The sequence below is a fragment of the Mesorhizobium sp. LSHC420B00 genome (assembly GCF_000503055.1).
Classification (GTDB): Bacteria; Pseudomonadota; Alphaproteobacteria; order Rhizobiales; family Rhizobiaceae; genus Mesorhizobium.
The window spans coordinates 297,217-312,888 of sequence record NZ_AYVY01000002.1 but is presented as its reverse complement, the minus strand read 5'-3'; the positions used below and the strand labels follow the sequence as shown (position 1 = coordinate 312,888).

Annotated in this window: 16 protein-coding genes; 5 read left to right on the top strand and 11 right to left on the bottom strand. The window is 62.7% G+C overall.

What is annotated here, in order from left to right; all coding sequences use genetic code 11:
* The 3 genes from X760_RS45320 to rpsD all read right to left on the bottom strand — a co-directional run bounded on the left by X760_RS45320 (nucleotide 1) and on the right by rpsD (nucleotide 2,482).
* Complete coding sequence (locus X760_RS45320; RefSeq protein ID WP_023717378.1) at nucleotides 1-828, bottom strand: inositol monophosphatase family protein; 828 nt, start codon at nucleotides 826-828, stop codon at nucleotides 1-3.
* The gene (gene ttcA, locus X760_RS45315; RefSeq protein ID WP_023717377.1) at nucleotides 818-1,711 is read right to left on the bottom strand and encodes a tRNA 2-thiocytidine(32) synthetase TtcA; all 894 of its coding nucleotides are present in this window, start codon (nucleotides 1,709-1,711) and stop codon (nucleotides 818-820) included. Before ttcA ends, X760_RS45320 begins: the two co-directional genes overlap by 11 nt.
* A gap of 153 nt (nucleotides 1,712-1,864) precedes the next feature.
* Entirely contained in the window at nucleotides 1,865-2,482 is a 618-nt protein-coding gene (gene rpsD / locus X760_RS45310; RefSeq protein ID WP_023717376.1) for a 30S ribosomal protein S4, read from the bottom strand.
* 379 nt (nucleotides 2,483-2,861) lie between these two features.
* Here rpsD and X760_RS45305 point away from each other — a divergent pair, with 379 nt between their 5' ends.
* Nucleotides 2,862-3,074 (top strand): hypothetical protein, encoded by a 213-nt coding sequence (locus X760_RS45305; RefSeq protein ID WP_023674706.1) that lies wholly within the window; start codon nucleotides 2,862-2,864, stop codon nucleotides 3,072-3,074.
* Between the two features lie 90 nt (nucleotides 3,075-3,164).
* Here the strand turns inward: X760_RS45305 and X760_RS45300 are convergent, their stop codons facing one another.
* The 4 genes from X760_RS45300 to X760_RS45285 form a co-directional block, all read right to left on the bottom strand.
* Nucleotides 3,165-3,353 (bottom strand): DUF3008 family protein, encoded by a 189-nt coding sequence (locus tag X760_RS45300; RefSeq protein WP_023717374.1) that lies wholly within the window; start codon nucleotides 3,351-3,353, stop codon nucleotides 3,165-3,167.
* A gap of 79 nt (nucleotides 3,354-3,432) precedes the next feature.
* Nucleotides 3,433-4,245: a glutamate racemase gene (gene murI / locus X760_RS45295; RefSeq protein WP_023717373.1), complete on the bottom strand. Its 813-nt coding sequence runs from the start codon at nucleotides 4,243-4,245 to the stop codon at nucleotides 3,433-3,435.
* A gap of 140 nt (nucleotides 4,246-4,385) precedes the next feature.
* Nucleotides 4,386-5,042, bottom strand: a complete 657-nt coding sequence (locus X760_RS45290) for a hypothetical protein (RefSeq protein ID WP_156948017.1) — start codon at nucleotides 5,040-5,042, stop codon at nucleotides 4,386-4,388.
* A 67-nt stretch (nucleotides 5,043-5,109) separates the two neighbouring features.
* Nucleotides 5,110-5,976 carry an RNA methyltransferase gene (locus X760_RS45285; RefSeq protein WP_023717371.1) on the bottom strand — a complete coding sequence of 289 codons (867 nt, stop codon included), beginning with the start codon at nucleotides 5,974-5,976 and terminating at the stop codon, nucleotides 5,110-5,112.
* Nucleotides 5,977-6,182: 206 nt separating this feature from the next.
* On the opposite strand from X760_RS45285, the gene X760_RS45280 reads away from it, so the two are divergent.
* Complete coding sequence (locus X760_RS45280; RefSeq protein WP_023717370.1) at nucleotides 6,183-7,394, top strand: NADP-dependent isocitrate dehydrogenase; 1,212 nt, start codon at nucleotides 6,183-6,185, stop codon at nucleotides 7,392-7,394.
* Nucleotides 7,395-7,405: 11 nt separating this feature from the next.
* A complete protein-coding gene (locus X760_RS45275; RefSeq protein ID WP_023717369.1) occupies nucleotides 7,406-8,032 on the top strand; it encodes a glutathione S-transferase family protein in 627 nt (208 codons plus the stop codon).
* A gap of 273 nt (nucleotides 8,033-8,305) precedes the next feature.
* Here X760_RS45275 and X760_RS45270 read toward each other — a convergent pair whose 3' ends face one another.
* The 3 genes from X760_RS45270 to recA all read right to left on the bottom strand — a co-directional run bounded on the left by X760_RS45270 (nucleotide 8,306) and on the right by recA (nucleotide 13,190).
* A complete protein-coding gene (locus X760_RS45270) occupies nucleotides 8,306-9,100 on the bottom strand; it encodes a PhzF family phenazine biosynthesis protein (protein ID WP_023717368.1) in 795 nt (264 codons plus the stop codon).
* Between the two features lie 66 nt (nucleotides 9,101-9,166).
* The gene (alaS, locus tag X760_RS45265; RefSeq protein ID WP_023717367.1) at nucleotides 9,167-11,833 is read right to left on the bottom strand and encodes an alanine--tRNA ligase; all 2,667 of its coding nucleotides are present in this window, start codon (nucleotides 11,831-11,833) and stop codon (nucleotides 9,167-9,169) included.
* Nucleotides 11,834-12,092: 259 nt separating this feature from the next.
* Nucleotides 12,093-13,190 carry a recombinase RecA gene (gene recA, locus X760_RS45260; protein WP_023717366.1) on the bottom strand — a complete coding sequence of 366 codons (1,098 nt, stop codon included), beginning with the start codon at nucleotides 13,188-13,190 and terminating at the stop codon, nucleotides 12,093-12,095.
* 277 nt (nucleotides 13,191-13,467) lie between these two features.
* Here recA and X760_RS45255 point away from each other — a divergent pair, with 277 nt between their 5' ends.
* Entirely contained in the window at nucleotides 13,468-14,412 is a 945-nt protein-coding gene (locus X760_RS45255) for a carbohydrate kinase family protein (protein WP_023717365.1), read from the top strand.
* A gap of 34 nt (nucleotides 14,413-14,446) precedes the next feature.
* Here X760_RS45255 and X760_RS45250 read toward each other — a convergent pair whose 3' ends face one another.
* Complete coding sequence (locus tag X760_RS45250; RefSeq protein WP_023717364.1) at nucleotides 14,447-14,770, bottom strand: TfoX/Sxy family protein; 324 nt, start codon at nucleotides 14,768-14,770, stop codon at nucleotides 14,447-14,449.
* A gap of 90 nt (nucleotides 14,771-14,860) precedes the next feature.
* Here X760_RS45250 and X760_RS45245 point away from each other — a divergent pair, with 90 nt between their 5' ends.
* Complete coding sequence (locus X760_RS45245; protein ID WP_023717363.1) at nucleotides 14,861-15,358, top strand: GFA family protein; 498 nt, start codon at nucleotides 14,861-14,863, stop codon at nucleotides 15,356-15,358.
* The last annotated feature ends 314 nt before the right edge of the window (nucleotides 15,359-15,672 follow it).

Here is a 15,672-nt window from a genome sequence, read left to right as displayed (position 1 = left end):
CTATTCCGCCCAAAGCTCGCGGCGCAGCTCCCGCCAGCTTTCCCTGTCCGGCGCGACCAGCAGGCCACCTCCGACATGTGACGGCAGATAGGCGCTGCCGTCGAAGCGCGCGGCATAACCGCCGGCCTCGGCATGGATCAGTACGCCGGCCAGATGGTCCCACGGCATCAGCTTGTTATAGACGACGAAATGGCCGTGGCCGCTGGCCAGCAGGCGGTATTCGTGGGCTGCGCAGCGATAGTTGAACTGCGACAGCGACTTGGTCTGATTGCGCGCCAGGCGTGAGCGGTCCGGCTCGGGTAGATAGTGCCACGAGACCGCTCCAGTCATTTCCGATATCGGCGCCGGTTTGGCGACATGGACTTTTTCGAAATTGCCATGCGCGTGCCGAATATGACTGCCGGCGCCGCTGACGCCGACCAGCCAGTCCTTGCCGACGGGATCGTGGATGATGCCGGCGACCGTCTCGCCCTTGACCACGACGCCAAGCATGACGCCGAACAGCGGCACGCCGGAGGCGAAGTTGAAGGTGCCGTCGACCGGGTCGACGACGAAGGCGAGTTCGGCATCGCCGAGACCGTCGAGCAGCGTCGGGTCGTCGGAGCAGGCCTCCTCGCCGACGATCATCGCCTTGGGATAACGCTGAAGCAGCCTGGCGGTGATGAGCCGCTCGGCATTCACGTCGGCCTCGGTCACAAGATCGGCGGCCGAGGTCTTGCGACGCACGTCGCCCTCACTCAACCGGCGAAAGCGCGGCATGATCTCGGCGACGGCAGCGTCCGACAGAAGGTCGGCAAGCCAGTCGATCGCGCTGTCGTCAAATGTCATGGGGACCGTCTTGCTTTGCGTTAAGAGCATCGTTGAGGGCGGCGAAATCGAACAGCGTCCTGTCGAGCAGATGCGAGCGCCGCACATTGGCCATGGCACGGATCATGGTGTCCTTGCGGCCGGGCATGCGCTTCTCGATGTCGTCGAGCATCGCTTTCATGGCGTTGCGCTGCAGGCCTTCCTGGCTACCGCACAGATCGCACGGAACTATCGGGAATTTCATGGCGCCGGCGAATTTCTCGAGATCGGCTTCCGCACAATAGGCGAGCGGCCGCAGCACCATGACGTCGCCTTCGTCGTTGAGCAGCTTCGGCGGCATGGCGGCGAGGCGTCCGCCATGGAACAGGTTCATGAAGAAGGTTTCCAGAATGTCTTCGCGGTGATGGCCGAGCACCAGCGCCGAGCAGCCCTCCTCGCGGGCAATGCGATAGAGATGGCCGCGCCGCAGCCGCGAACACAGCGAGCAATAGGTGCTGCCCTCGGCCAGCTTGTCGATGACCACAGAATAGGTGTCCTGATATTCGATGCGATGCGGAATGGCATGGCTGTCGAGATAGTCGGGCAATATGTGCTTGGGAAAGTTCGGCTGGCCCTGGTCGAGATTGCAGGCCAACAGCTCGATCGGCAGCAGCCCGCGCCATTTGAGATCGAGCAGCACGGCAAGCAGGCCGTAGGAATCCTTGCCGCCCGACAGAGCGACCAGCCAGCGGTCGCCGGGCCTCACCATTGAGAAATCGTCGATCGCCTGGCGGGCAAGCCGCAGCAGCCGCTTGCGCAGCTTGTTGAACTCGACGGAGGACGGCACATCGGCAAACAGCGGATGAAAGCCGCCTTCGGCGTCGGCGACCGGTTCGAGCGTTTCGGCGTCTGGCTGCATGTTCACGGCGCGTCGGCCCTAAAGTCCTGTTGCCGCCCGCAGTAGCGCATCGAACCGAAAATCGAAATCGATTTCGGAATCACGCCGCGAAAAAGGAACGAAAAAGTAAGGCCGCCCCGATAGGGCGGCCTTCGCTTGTATCGCGTACGAACGCGCCGATCAGCGCGAATAGAATTCGACGACCAGATTCGGTTCCATCTGCACGGCAAACGGAACGTCGGCCAGGCCGGGGATGCGCGTGAAGGCGGCGGTCATCTTGTTGTGGTCGGCCTCGATGTAATCGGGCACGTCGCGCTCGGCCAGGCCCACCGATTCCAGCACGATGACCAGCTGCTTCGACTTCTCGCGCACTTCGATGACGTCGCCCGGCTTGCAGCGGTACGAGCCGATGTTGACGCGCTTGCCGTTGACGTTGACGTGGCCGTGATTGACGAACTGGCGCGCCGCAAAGATGGTCGGTACGAACTTGGCGCGGTAGACGACTGCGTCGAGGCGCGATTCGAGCAGGCCGATCAGGTTCTCCGAGGTGTCGCCCTTGCGGCGGTCCGCCTCTTCATAGACCTTGCGGAACTGCTTTTCCGAAACGTCGCCATAGTGGCCCTTCAGCTTCTGCTTGGCGCGCAGCTGCAGGCCGAAATCGGAAAGCTTGCCCTTGCGGCGCTGGCCATGCTGGCCGGGGCCGTATTCACGCTTGTTGACCGGGGACTTCGGGCGGCCCCAGATGTTTTCGCCAAGACGGCGGTCGATCTTGTACTTCGCGGATTCGCGCTTGCTCATCGCATTCCCTTTCAAAACAACACACCCGGAACCTCATGGTCCGGGTGAAGGAAACGCGCCCTCCTCTGGCCCCCGTTTTCGAGACCTGACAGGGTTTTCCACGCAACGCGACGGAAAACCCACGGGACACGTCATTTCAAACAGGACATCAGGAAATTAAAACCGGCTTCCAAACGTCTTGCACACATAAAGAAAACCACCGGGCATTGCGGCCCGGTGTTGGTGGGCTGGTTAAACGGAGATTTAACCGCTGTCAAGCTTCCGGCTGGCGCGAATCGCCGAACCGGATAGTGTTGCGGTTGTAGAACGTGCCGGATGTGGCGGGAGGTTGCGCCAGCGGCATCAGGAAGGGACTGAAGTCAGAGGAGCTGGAATTCGCATGAAGAAGTTCTTCCTTACGTTGGTAGGAGCCGCGGTGATGGCCGGCACGATGGCGGTCGCGCCCGAGCCGGCGCAGGCCCGGCATTGGCACGGCCACAGGCATCACCAGGTCTGCCGCATCGTGGTCAAGAAGAAGGTGGTGTGGCGGCACGGTCATCGCAAGGTCATCCGCTACAAAGTGCGGCGCTGCGGTTGGGGATGGAACTGGTAATTTTCGCCCTCGCCGGTTGAGACTTCAGGGCCCGCGGCTCAGCCGCGGGCTTTTTATCGACCGGCATCCGCCGCCAGAATGGTCAGTCGATCAGTGTTTCGATTTCTTTTCCGGCAGGCCCTTGCGCTTGGTCTCGGCGAATTCCTCGAGCTGTTTTTCGCTCATGGATTTATACATTCCCTTCGACGCGCCTTTGAGCTCGCTCTTCTTGGTCTCGCCACGCTTGGCGGACAGTGCAGCACCGGCGGCTTTCTGCTGGGCTTTCGAGGTGGCTGGCATGATCGTTTCTCCTGTTCCTCAATGAGAAAAGAACGCATCGCCCTGGGCTGATGTTCCCGGAGCACCAAAGTGCCTGGGGTCAGGATACCGCCAGGCCAAATCCCTGCATCAGCCGGCGCGTCGGAAAATCGGCCTCGTTCGAGGTGAAGACGGCAAAATCGGCGCCTTCCGGCAGTACCTCTCTGCGATAACGGGCCTCGGTATCGGCGAGCAGCGACAGCGCGCGGCGTGCGATCGCCTCGGCCGGGTCGAGCCAGTCGACCGGCCAAGGTGCTGTCTTGCGCATGCGGTTGGCCAAAAACGGATAATGGGTGCAGGCAAGCACGACGATGTCGGTGCGTAACCCGTCATGCTCGACGAAGCACGGCGCGATCTCGGCGCGCACGGCGTCCTCGTCGACAAAACCATCGCGCATATAGGCTTCGGCCAATCCCGCCAGCTTGTCGCTGCCGACCAGGCGGACATGGCATTTCTGCGCCCATTTGCTGATCAGGTCGCGCGTGTACTGGCGCTTGACGGTGCCGGGCGTAGCCAGCACCGAAACTAGGCCTGAGCGCGTGCGTTCCGCCGCTGGCTTGATGGCCGGCACGGTGCCGACGAAAGGGTGGCCGGGAAACCTCTCGCGCAACGCATCGATGACCAGCGTCGAGGCGGTGTTGCAGGCGATGACCGAAATAGCCGGCGAAAACCGTTCGAGCAGCCTGGCGAACAACTCTAGGATGTGTGTTCTCAGCGCCGGCTCCTCCCAGGCGCCGAAGGGGAACGCCGCGTCGTCGGCGACATAGATGAAGCGGCGGTCAGGCATCAGGACGCGCGCCTCACGCAGCACAGTGAGGCCGCCAATGCCGGAATCGAACATCAGGATCGGACGGGCGCTCGATGGACTGGTCATTATCATTGAGTCACTAAGGCCTGGGAATCACAAACGAGATCACGAGAGAAGGTTCGGCCCATGCTTTTTGCTTCGGCCAATGATGCTTTATCCCGGCCGCTTCTATCTGGAACCATCATGGCCTTGATGCGGCGAGACGGTCACACAAGGCCCCGCTTGCCGAAGCCGCCGGCCCGCGGCCGGCCGTTCGCCGGAGATGCAGGGTGAGATGCAGGGTGGTTCGACGGCACCGGTGCGGCCCGCATGGCATAGGCCGGAGCCAGGGCCGCCACGCCGGCGGCCGACTCTGAATGGGGCGCCGCGGCGCCGCGCAGCGGCCCGGGCGGGTCGAAATCGTCGAAACTCAGGGATGACGCCATATCCGAAGAGCTACCGCCCGCCGGCTTGGCCGCCAAGATGACCGCCCACAGCCCGACGAGAGCTAATCCCAGCAGGTTAAGGCCGGAATGCGACTCGTCGCCGTCGAACTTTACGACAAGAACAGTGCCGGCCTGCAGAATCGCAAACAGGGTCGAGAACACGATATACGACCAAAGGATCCAACCGGACCCTTGCGCATCGCGGCTTCGACGCCAGGCGAAATTCGCGCGGAACAGAACAATCACCAGCGAGGCGACGAGAACGGCCGCGGCCAGCCCTTCCCTGGAAGGTCCGGGCTTCGAATTGGCCAAACCCTCGATGCCGATGGTCAGCACGACGCACAGCACAAAGGTCACGATTTCCGCAACCAGCAAGGCCGCCGAATAGAAGAAAAAGCGAGGACGACCGATATCCGAGCTAAACATCCGAGGATCCATCGTTTTCCAGACAATGGATCACATCAAATAACATTCGGTTACTGGTGAGATATGGGTAACTCGAAGGCTAGTCTTTGTCCTTCGCCTTTCCGGCGCGTGCCGCGGCCGCCGGGAGCCGCCTTGGATCGTCGCCGGGCGATCCATCGCCGCGTGGCATGGCCGGCGAGAACCTGTCCAGCGATGATATAATACCGCGTAGCACCTTGAGCTCCGGCTCGGCAAAACCGGGGCGGGTCAGCACTGCGCGCAAATTGTCGACCATCTTCGGCTTCTTCGGTGCCGGGCGGAAATAGCCGCGCGCCTCCAGTGCACCTTCCAGATACGCAAACAGGGCGTGCAATTCTTCCTTGGCAGCTGGCGGCATTTCGGGACCGGAGAAGTTGGTCCTGGTCTCGTCTTCCAGGCCGGACTTCATCCATTCATAGGACATCAGCAGGGCCGCCTGGGCGATGTTGAGCGAGGAGAAGGCTGGATCGACGGGGAAGGTGATGATCTCGTCGGCAAGGCCGACCTCGTCATTATAGAGGCCGAAGCGCTCGCGGCCGAACAGGATGCCGGTGCGCTGGCCGGCCCGCTGCCGCGCGCGCAGCGCCCTGCCCGCCTCGACCGGGCCGCGCACCGGTTTGAAATTGTCGCGCGCGCGCGCCGTGGTGGCGAAGACGAAGTTCAAGTCGGCGACTGCCGAGGCCAGGTCGTCGAACACCTCGACGGCATCGATGACATGGTCGGCGCGGCTTGCCGCGGCACGCGCCTTCTCGCTCGGCCAGCCGTCACGCGGATTGACGAGGCGCAGTTCGGCAAGGCCGAAATTGGCCATGGCGCGTGCAACCATGCCGATGTTCTCGCCGAGCTGTGGCTCGACCAGGATGATCGCCGGTCCGGACGCAGGCGTTCCGGAGGCAAGAGGGTTGTCGGGATCCTGGGTGGCGGTCATGGTTGTCAATGAACTGCTGTTTGCGGCATTTCGCAGTCCCCTGCCACATTTGGCGGCGAAAATGAAGCTTTCGCAAAGAATGCCGGCACTACGGCGCGGTTCGCCGTTTGCGCGGCCAAAAAGCCTTTGATATACGGGCCGCATCCCAGGGCCGGCAGCCGTGCGGGCAAGGCCGTTCCGTTCCCCAAAAGCGAGGCATTCTTTCCATGGCGAAGATCAAGGTGGCGAACCCGGTCGTCGAACTCGACGGCGACGAGATGACCCGCATCATCTGGCAGTTCATCAAGGACAAGCTGATCCACCCTTATCTCGACCTCAAGCTCGAATATTACGATCTCGGTATCGAGCACCGCGACGCCACCAACGACCAGGTGACCATCGATTCGGCCAATGCCATCAAGAAATACGGCGTCGGCGTGAAATGCGCGACGATCACGCCCGACGAGCAGCGCGTCGAGGAATTCAAGCTGAAGAAGATGTGGAAGTCGCCGAACGGCACCATCCGCAACATCCTCGGCGGCACCATCTTTCGCGAGCCGATCATTATGAAGAACGTGCCGCGGCTGGTGCCCGGCTGGACCAAGCCGATCATCGTCGGCCGCCACGCCTTCGGCGACCAGTACCGCGCCACCGACTTCCGCTTTCCCGGTAAGGGCAAGCTGACGATCAAGTTCGTCGGCGAGGACGGCCAGGTGATCGAGCACGACGTCTTCGACGCACCCGGCGCCGGTGTCGCCATGGCCATGTACAATCTCGACGAGTCGATCCGCGAATTCGCCCGCGCCTCGCTGAATTACGGCCTGCTGCGCAATTACCCCGTCTACCTGTCGACCAAGAACACCATCCTCAAGGCCTATGACGGCCGCTTCAAGGATATCTTCCAGGAGGTCTACGAGGCGGAGTTCGAAGCCGAGTTCAAGGCCAAGAAACTCTGGTACGAGCACCGGCTGATCGACGACATGGTGGCCTCCAGCCTGAAATGGTCGGGCGGCTATGTCTGGGCTTGCAAGAATTATGATGGCGACGTGCAGTCGGACACGGTGGCGCAAGGCTTCGGCTCGCTCGGCCTGATGACCTCGGTGCTGATGACGCCGGACGGCAAGACCGTCGAGGCGGAGGCCGCGCACGGCACCGTCACCCGCCACTATCGCCAGCACCAGAAGGGCGAGGAGACCTCGACCAATTCGATCGCCTCGATCTTTGCCTGGACGCGCGGCCTCGCCCACCGCGCCAAGCTCGACGACAATGCCGAACTGAAGCGTTTTGCCGAGACGCTGGAACGGGTCTGCATCCAGACGGTCGAGTCCGGCTTCATGACCAAGGACCTGTCGCTGCTGATCGGTCCCGACCAGCCATGGCTTTCGACCACCGGCTTCCTCGACAAGATCGACGAGAATTTGCAGAAGGCGATGGCCTGAGCTCCTCCGACATGGACAAGCCCGTCGTCTACGGCGCGGACTACAGCGTCTATGTGCGCATCGTGCGGCTGGTGCTCGAGGAAAAGGGCGTCGGCTACGAGCTGGTGCCCGTCGACATCTTTGCGGCGGACGGCATTCCCGGCTGGTACTTCGAGCACCAGCCGTTCGGCCGCATCCCAGCCTTCGAGCATGACGGCTTTCGCCTTTACGAGACCGGCGCGATTGCCCGTTATGTCGACGAAGCCTTTGACGGCCCGGCGCTGCAACCGGTCGAAGCCCGGCCTCGATCACGCATGAACCAGATCACCGGCCTGCTCGACGCCTACGCCTACAGGGCCATGGTCTGGGATGTCGCCGTCGAGCGGCTGGAAAAAACGCCGCCCGACGAAGCCGTGATCGCCAACGGGTTGAGGCAGGCGAGAACGGCATTGCAGGCGCTGTCTTCGCTGAAAGCCGAAGGGCCTTGGCTGTTGGGGACGGAACTGACGCTGGCCGACCTGCACGCCGCACCGATCATCGGCTATTTCGTCAAGGTCGCCGAGGGGCGAAAACTGCTGGCGGAGTTTGCCGATATCCAGGATTGGTATGTGCGCATCGCGGCGCGTGCGGGTTTTGCGAAGACCGAAAAGGCAGAGTGAGGAGACAAGCATTCGGCAATAGGCCTTCTGGTGATTAGCGAAAGCCGAAGTGACATCCAATCTCCCCCTTGCGGGGGAGATGTCCGGCAGGACAGAGGGGGGTGTGAAGGATCGCTAACCTTCGACTGATCCTTTCCAATTGGGAACGGCCTGAGAACGTGGCTCCGATTGGGCTGACAGTCGGAGGGACAGCACCCCCCTCTGCCCTGCCATCTCCCCCGCAAAGGGGGAGATCGGCAGCTTCGCCGAAGGCGACCCACTGCGAAATACCGCTCAATCGGGAAGGTAGATCTCCGCCTTCATAAAGGTCTTCGCACGGCCTGTGATCAGCACGCGATCTCCGGCCAGCTCGCATAGCAAGTGCCCGCCGCGTTGCGAGTATTGGAATGCCGACAGATGCGTCTTGCCGAGTTTTTCAGCCCAGTAAGGCACCAGCGTCGCATGAATGGAGCCGGTTACCGGATCCTCGGGAATGCCTGCTCCGGGCACGAAATAACGCGAGACGAAATCATGGGCCTGCCCAGGCGCGGTAATGACCAAGCCGAGAGGATGAAAACGTCCGATCCTGAGCAGATCGGGAACGAAAGATCGCACGCTTGTCTCGTCGGCAAGCTCGACAAACAGGTTCTCGAAATTGCGGAAGCCCGCAACCGTCCGCTGAGACAATATCGCTTGCAGCGCCGACTTCAGCTCTTCCTCGACGGGCTGCGGCGGAAAACACGGCAGATCGAGCTGATAGGCCCCTTCCCGCTGGGAAACCCGCAACTCGCCCACCCGGGTGGCGAAGGCCATTTCGCCCTGACCACTGTATTCCGTGGTCAGCACATGGGCGGCCGCAAGAGTGGCATGGCCGCAGAAGTCGACTTCATGGACCGGCGTGAACCAGCGCAAATCCCAACCTTTGCCATTCGCCCGCACAAACGCCGTTTCGGCAAGATTGTTTTCGTTGGCGATGGCCTGCATTACCTGCTCCGGCAGCCACTCCTCCAAAAGGAGAACGGCGGCAGGGTTGCCCTGGAAGGCCTGTTCGGCAAAGGCGTCGACCTGATACATCGTCAGCGTCGGCATATCAGGCCCTCAAGGATGTCCGCTGGGCGGCGCGCCATTTCGGCCGTGCCCGCCCCCGGTGCAGGTTCACGCCGTCTCGAGAGCCGCTTTCACCGCAGCGATCGCGTCTTCGGCCTTCGAGCCGTCCGGGCCGCCGGCCTGGGCCATATCGGGTCGACCGCCGCCGCCCTGCCCGCCCAATGCCGCGGACGCGACGCGCACCAGATCGATTGCGCTGAAGCGGCCGGTCAGATCATCGGTGACCGCGACGACGACGCTCGCCTTGTTGTCCTCGCCGGCGCCGACAAAGACGACGACGCCGGAGCCGAGCGACTTCTTGCCGGCATCGGCCAGCGGCTTCAAATCCTTTGGCGAGACGCCCGATACCGCCTTGCCGAGAAAACCGACACCGGCAATCGTTTCGTTTTCCGCAGGCACACCGGCTGGCGAGCGATCGCCGAGCGCCAGTTTCTTGCGCGCCTCGGTCAGCTCCTTTTCGAGCTTCTTGCGCTCGTCGAGCAGTGCCTCGACGCGGGCCGGCACATCGGCCGGCGAAATCTTCAGCGCGGCGGCGGCCGCCTTCAGCCGCTTGTCCTGCTCGTCGAGATGCTTTCTGGCCGCCTCGCCGGTCAACGCCTCGATGCGGCGCACGCCGGCAGCGACCGCGCTGTCGGACACGATGCGCACCAGGCCGATATCGCCGGTCGCCCTGACATGGGTGCCGCCGCATAGCTCGACCGAATAGGGCCGGTTGGCCTTGGCGCCATGCAGGCCCGTGCCCATCGAAACGACGCGCACTTCATCGCCATATTTCTCGCCAAACAGCGCCATGGCGCCTTCGGCAATGGCGTCGTCGACCGACATCAGGCGCGTGGTTACAGGGCTATTCTGAACGACGATTTCGTTTGCCATGCGCTCGACCTCTTCGAGCTCGTCCGGCGAGATCGGCTTGTTGTGGGAGATGTCGAAGCGCAGACGCTCGGGCGCGACCAGTGAGCCCTTCTGCGCCACATGGGTACCCAGCACCTCGCGCAGCGCCTCATGGATCAGATGCGTGGCGGAATGGTTCGCGCGCAGCCTGGAGCGGCGCGCGTGGTCCACCCTCAGCTCGACGGTCGCGCCCGTCTTGACCGTACCGTTGGCCACCTTGCCGACATGGACGAAAAGCCCATCGGCCTTCTTCTGCGTATCGGATATCTCGATCGAGAACCCGTCGCCTGAAATGACGCCGGTATCGCCCATCTGGCCACCGGACTCGCCATAGAACGGCGTCTGGTTGACAACCACGGCAACGGCGTCGCCTTTGCCGGCACTGTCGACGGTCTTGCCGTCCCTGACCAGCGCCTGGACGAGGCCTTCCGCCTGCTCGGTCTCATAGCCCAGGAATTCGGTGGCGCCGTTCTCCTCACGCACCGCGAACCATACCGTTTCGGTTGCGGCCTCACCGGAACCAGCCCAGCTTTTGCGCGCCTCCGTCTTCTGCCGCTCCATCGCCTCGGTGAAGCCGGCAAGGTTGACCGAGATGTTGCGCTGGCGCAGCGCGTCCTGCGTCAGATCGAGCGGAAAGCCATAGGTGTCGTAGAGCTTGAACGCTGTCTCGCCATCCAGCATGTCGCCGGAGACCAACTTTTCCGTCGCCTCCGAAAGCAAGCCCAAGCCTCGCACCAGCGTCTTGCGGAAACGAGTTTCCTCAAGCTTCAGCGTCTCGGTGATCATCTGCTCGCCGCGCACCAGTTCCGGGTAGGCTTGGCTCATCTCGCGGACCAGCGCCGGCACCAGCTTCCACATCAGCGGCTCATTCGAGCCGAGCAACTGCGCGTGGCGCATGGCGCGGCGCATGATGCGACGAAGCACGTAGCCCCGCCCTTCGTTGGACGGCAGCACACCGTCGGCGACCAGGAAGCAGGACGAACGCAAGTGGTCGGCGATGACGCGGAACGATGCGACGGTGTCCGCATCCGGACCGCGGCCAAGCGCCGACGACGCAGCGTCGATCAGGTGGCGGAACAGGTCGGTCTCGAAGACGCTTTCAACCCCTTGCAGGATGGAGGCCATGCGCTCGAGGCCCATGCCCGTGTCGATCGACGGACGCGGCAGGTCGACGCGCTCGTCCTTCGTCACCTGTTCATACTGCATGAACACCAGGTTCCAGAATTCGAGGAAACGGTCGCCATCCTCCTCGGGACTGCCGGGAGGGCCACCCCAGATGTGCTCGCCACGGTCGATGAATATCTCCGAACACGGCCCGCACGGTCCGGTGTCGCCCATTGCCCAGAAATTGTCCGAGGTCGCGATGCGGATGATGCGATCGTCGGAAAGACCGGCGATCTTCTTCCAGTAGGAGGCGGCCTCGTCGTCGTTGTGATAGACGGTGACCAGCAGCTTGTCCTTCTTCAGCCCGAACTCCCTGGTGATCAGGTTCCAGGCAAGCTCTATGGCGCGCTCCTTGAAATAATCGCCGAAGGAGAAATTGCCGAGCATCTCGAAGAAGGTCAGGTGTCGCGCGGTGTAGCCGACATTGTCGAGGTCGTTGTGCTTGCCGCCGGCACGAACACTCTTCTGGGCAGTCGTCGCACGCGAATAGGGCCGCTTCTCCAGACCGGTGAAAACGTTCTTGAACTGCACCATGCCGGCATTGGTGAACATCAGCGTCGGGTCGTTGCGCGGCACCAGCGGGCTCGACGCGACGACCTCGTGACCTTCCTTGCGAAAATAGTCGAGAAATGCCGACCGGATCTCGTTGACGCCACTCATGTATACTGCCTTTTCGAGAGAACCGCCGGCTGCCGGCGGAAAATAGACATGGCCTTTTAGCGGTCGCACCGCAGCCTGTCCAGAAACACCAAATGGGCTCAAATCCCGGCTTTCACCGGCGCTTTGAAATGCGTCTGACTCGCCGTCAAACGCCAACCGCCGGCACGGGGCCGGCGGTTCAAAATGTACCGATTACGCAAACTCAAAATCAAAACATCAAATCCAAACCTGGCTGACGCTCCGGGAGGCGTCGCTTTTCCTACATCGCCCCGGCGTCGTCCTCGAAACCGTCGTCGCTGCTTTCGGAGCCGCCGTTCTCAAGGAATTTCTCGGCGATCAATCCGGCATTCTGCCTCAGCGCCAATTCGATCTCGCGCGCCGTGTCGGGATTGTCGCGCAGGAACAGTTTTGCGTTTTCGCGGCCCTGGCCGAGACGCTGCGAATTATAGGAGAACCAGGCGCCCGACTTTTCGACCACGCCAGCCTTGACGCCGAGATCGACCAGCTCGCCGGTCTTGGAGACGCCCTCGCCATACATGATGTCGAACTCGACCACCTTGAAGGGCGGCGCCAGCTTGTTCTTGACGACCTTGACGCGGGTCTGGTTGCCGACGACCTCGTCGCGATCCTTGACCGAGCCGATGCGGCGGATGTCGAGGCGGACCGAGGCATAGAATTTCAGCGCGTTGCCGCCGGTCGTCGTCTCGGGCGAACCAAACATGACGCCGATCTTCATGCGGATCTGGTTGATGAAGATGACCATGGTGTTGGAGCGCGAGATCGAGGCGGTGAGCTTGCGCAGTGCCTGGCTCATCAGGCGGGCCTGCAGGCCGGGCAGCGAATCGCCCATCTCGCCTTCGATTTCGGCCCGCGGCGTCAGCGCCGCCACCGAATCGACCACCAGCACGTCGATGGCGCCGGAGCGCACCAGCGTGTCGCAGATCTCCAGCGCCTGTTCGCCGGTATCGGGCTGCGAGATCAGCAGGTTTTCGAGATCGACGCCGAGCTTGCGGGCATAGACCGGATCGAGCGCATGCTCGGCATCGACAAAGGCGCAGATGCCGCCCTTCTTCTGGGCTTCGGCCACCGTGTGCAGCGCCAGCGTCGTCTTGCCCGAGCTTTCCGGTCCGTAGATCTCGACGATGCGGCCGCGCGGCAGGCCGCCGACGCCAAGCGCGATGTCCAACCCAAGCGAGCCGGTCGGCACCGTTTCGATCTCGACGACCTGCTCGTTCGCGCCGAGCCGCATGATCGAACCCTTGCCGAAGGCACGCTCGATTTGCGACAGCGCCGCATCCAGAGCCTTTGATTTGTCCACCGCTTTGTCCTCTACAAGCCGCAAAGAATTCTGAGCCATGATACATCACCCCGTGGTCGTCAATGGAGGCCGGACAATCCCGCAATCCTTAAAAGAATGTACCTCGTTTGTTCTCATTTGTCAATGAGCCCCAAGGGTTTGAAAAATAACTGATATCCATATTTGTTCTATTTTTGTTTCGCAATTTTGCTTCCGGACGTATCCCGCCTCGCATGCGGCGCCGTTGCCGTCACCATCCGAATCGCTCCCGCGATTGCAGGGTTCCGCCCGGCGACCTAGTCTCCTCCCGGGCAACAGCAAAGGGCATTTTGCCGGCATGATGAAATCCCCGACGATCCTGGCCGTGGGTGGCGCCTATATCGAGCGGCGCGGCCGGGTTGCCGGCGCCTTCGTGCCGGCCGCTTCCAACCCCGGCACGATGCGCGAGCATGTCGGCGGCGCCGCCTTCAACGCCTTGCGCTGTGCGGTGCGGCGCGGCGTCTCGGCCTCGCTGCTTTCGGTGCGCGGCGGCGATGCCCCGGGCGACACGGTTTTACGCGCCGTCACCGAGGCCGGCATTGCCGATTTGTCGGCGGTGTTCCTCGACCGCGCGACGCCAAGCCATACGATGCTGGTCGATAGCGACGGCAGGCTGATCGCCGGCCTTGCCGACATGGTGCTCTACGAGCTGGCGCTTCCCAAGCAGATCCGCCGCGCCAAGGTGCGCGAAGCGATCGATTCAGCCGACGCGGTGTTGTGCGACGCCAACCTGCCGTCTTCCGCGGTGGAGCGGCTGGCTGCTCTCGCCGCCGGCAAGCCGGTGTTTGCGCTTGCCGTCTCGCCCAGCAAAGCGGCGCGGCTGACGCCGGTGCTTAACCTTCTGGCACTCGCCTTCATGAACCGGCACGAGGCCGGCGTGCTCGCCGGCGTCGACATCGATGCTGATGATCAAGGCATCGTCGACGGCCTGAGACGCGCCGGTCTGAAAAGCGGCGTGGTGACCGCCGGCGATGATCCAGTGCTCGGTTTCGACGAAACCGGCGCATTTTCGATCCTGCCACCGCCGATACACAAGCGGGCGGATATGAGCGGCGCCGGCGACGCGCTGGCAGGTGCCACGATCGCCGCCCGGCTGCGCGGCCTGACGCTGCGCGCGGCACTGCGCGAAGGCGTTGCCGTATCTATGCTCGCCGTCGAGAGCGCCGATACTGTTGCGGCCTTCAGCGGTGCCGGCTTTGCCGAGGCGCTGGCGCTCGTGCCCGAGGCGCGGGACCTGGCGTGAAATGCGGCCCAGAATTGCCGAAGCATGACGCAGCCTATTTGCCGGCGCGCCGTCCTGCCTCGTAGGCGCGGCGCGCCCAGATCGCCATCTCGTCGGGGTCGTCGAAAGCGCTGTCGGGAACGCTCCAATAGGGCATCGACACCAGCTTTCCGTGGCGCGAGCCGGTATAGGTCCATTGCCGGCAGCCGGCCGCTTCGAAATCCGGGGCGCTTTCGGCGTCGGCCTTCAGCATCAATTCGCCACGGATGACAATGGCGACGATGACGCCATCGAAATAGATGCCCTTGCCGCCGAACAGCTTGCGGATGCTGACCGGGCCGAGGCCTTCGAAAAGCTCTTCTATGCGCTCGTTGTCCATGGCGCGATCATGTCACCGGGATTTCCCCTTGTCATCGCCGCTACCGGCACCATCCTGACAAGTTCAGAATCAGTTTCATCGGAGTTTTTCATGCCGCTTCTGCTCAAAGGGTCCTGCCGGTGCAATGCCGTGCGTTTCGAGGTGGAAAGCCACACGCCGGTGCCGTTCATGCTGTGCTACTGCTCGATCTGCCGCAAGCAGCAGGGCGGCGGCGGTTTCGCCATCAATCTCGGCGCCGATTACGAGACGCTGAAAATCGAGGGCAAGCGCCACCTCGGCGTCTACCGGGCCGAGATCGAGGACGACGAGCACCCGCAACGCGAGATCTCGACGGGCGAACGGAACTTCTGCACGAAATGCGGGACGGCACTCTGGCTCTACGATCCAACCTGGCCGGAGCTGGTGCATCCGTTTGCCTCGGCAATCGACACAAACCTGCCGAAGCCGCCGGAGAAGGTGCATCTGATGCTGAAATACAAGGCGAACTGGGTCGAGCCCGATATCGGCAAGGGCGACAAGGTCTTCGATGTCTACCCGGAAGAGTCGATCGCCGACTGGCACAAACGAACCGGGATGTGGGTGGATTAGCGTTTCTTCTCCCCGTTCGCTATCGCGTATGGGCAAGCGCCCCCTCACCCGGATTGCCAACCGAATTGCGAAGGGCAATTCGGGGCAATCCGACCTCTCCCCGAGGGGAGAGGAGGCGGGCACCAGCGTTGGCGATCTCTTCTCCCCTCGGGNATACAAGCGCGTAGCGGGCCAGACATTGCAGAACCTGGTTCCTCGCCCAATGGAGGCAGGGCGCATATGGGCAAGTGCCCCCTCACCCGGATTGCCAACCGAATTGCGAAGGGCAATTCGGGGCAATCCGACCTCTCCCCGAGGGGAGAGGAAGTCGCCAG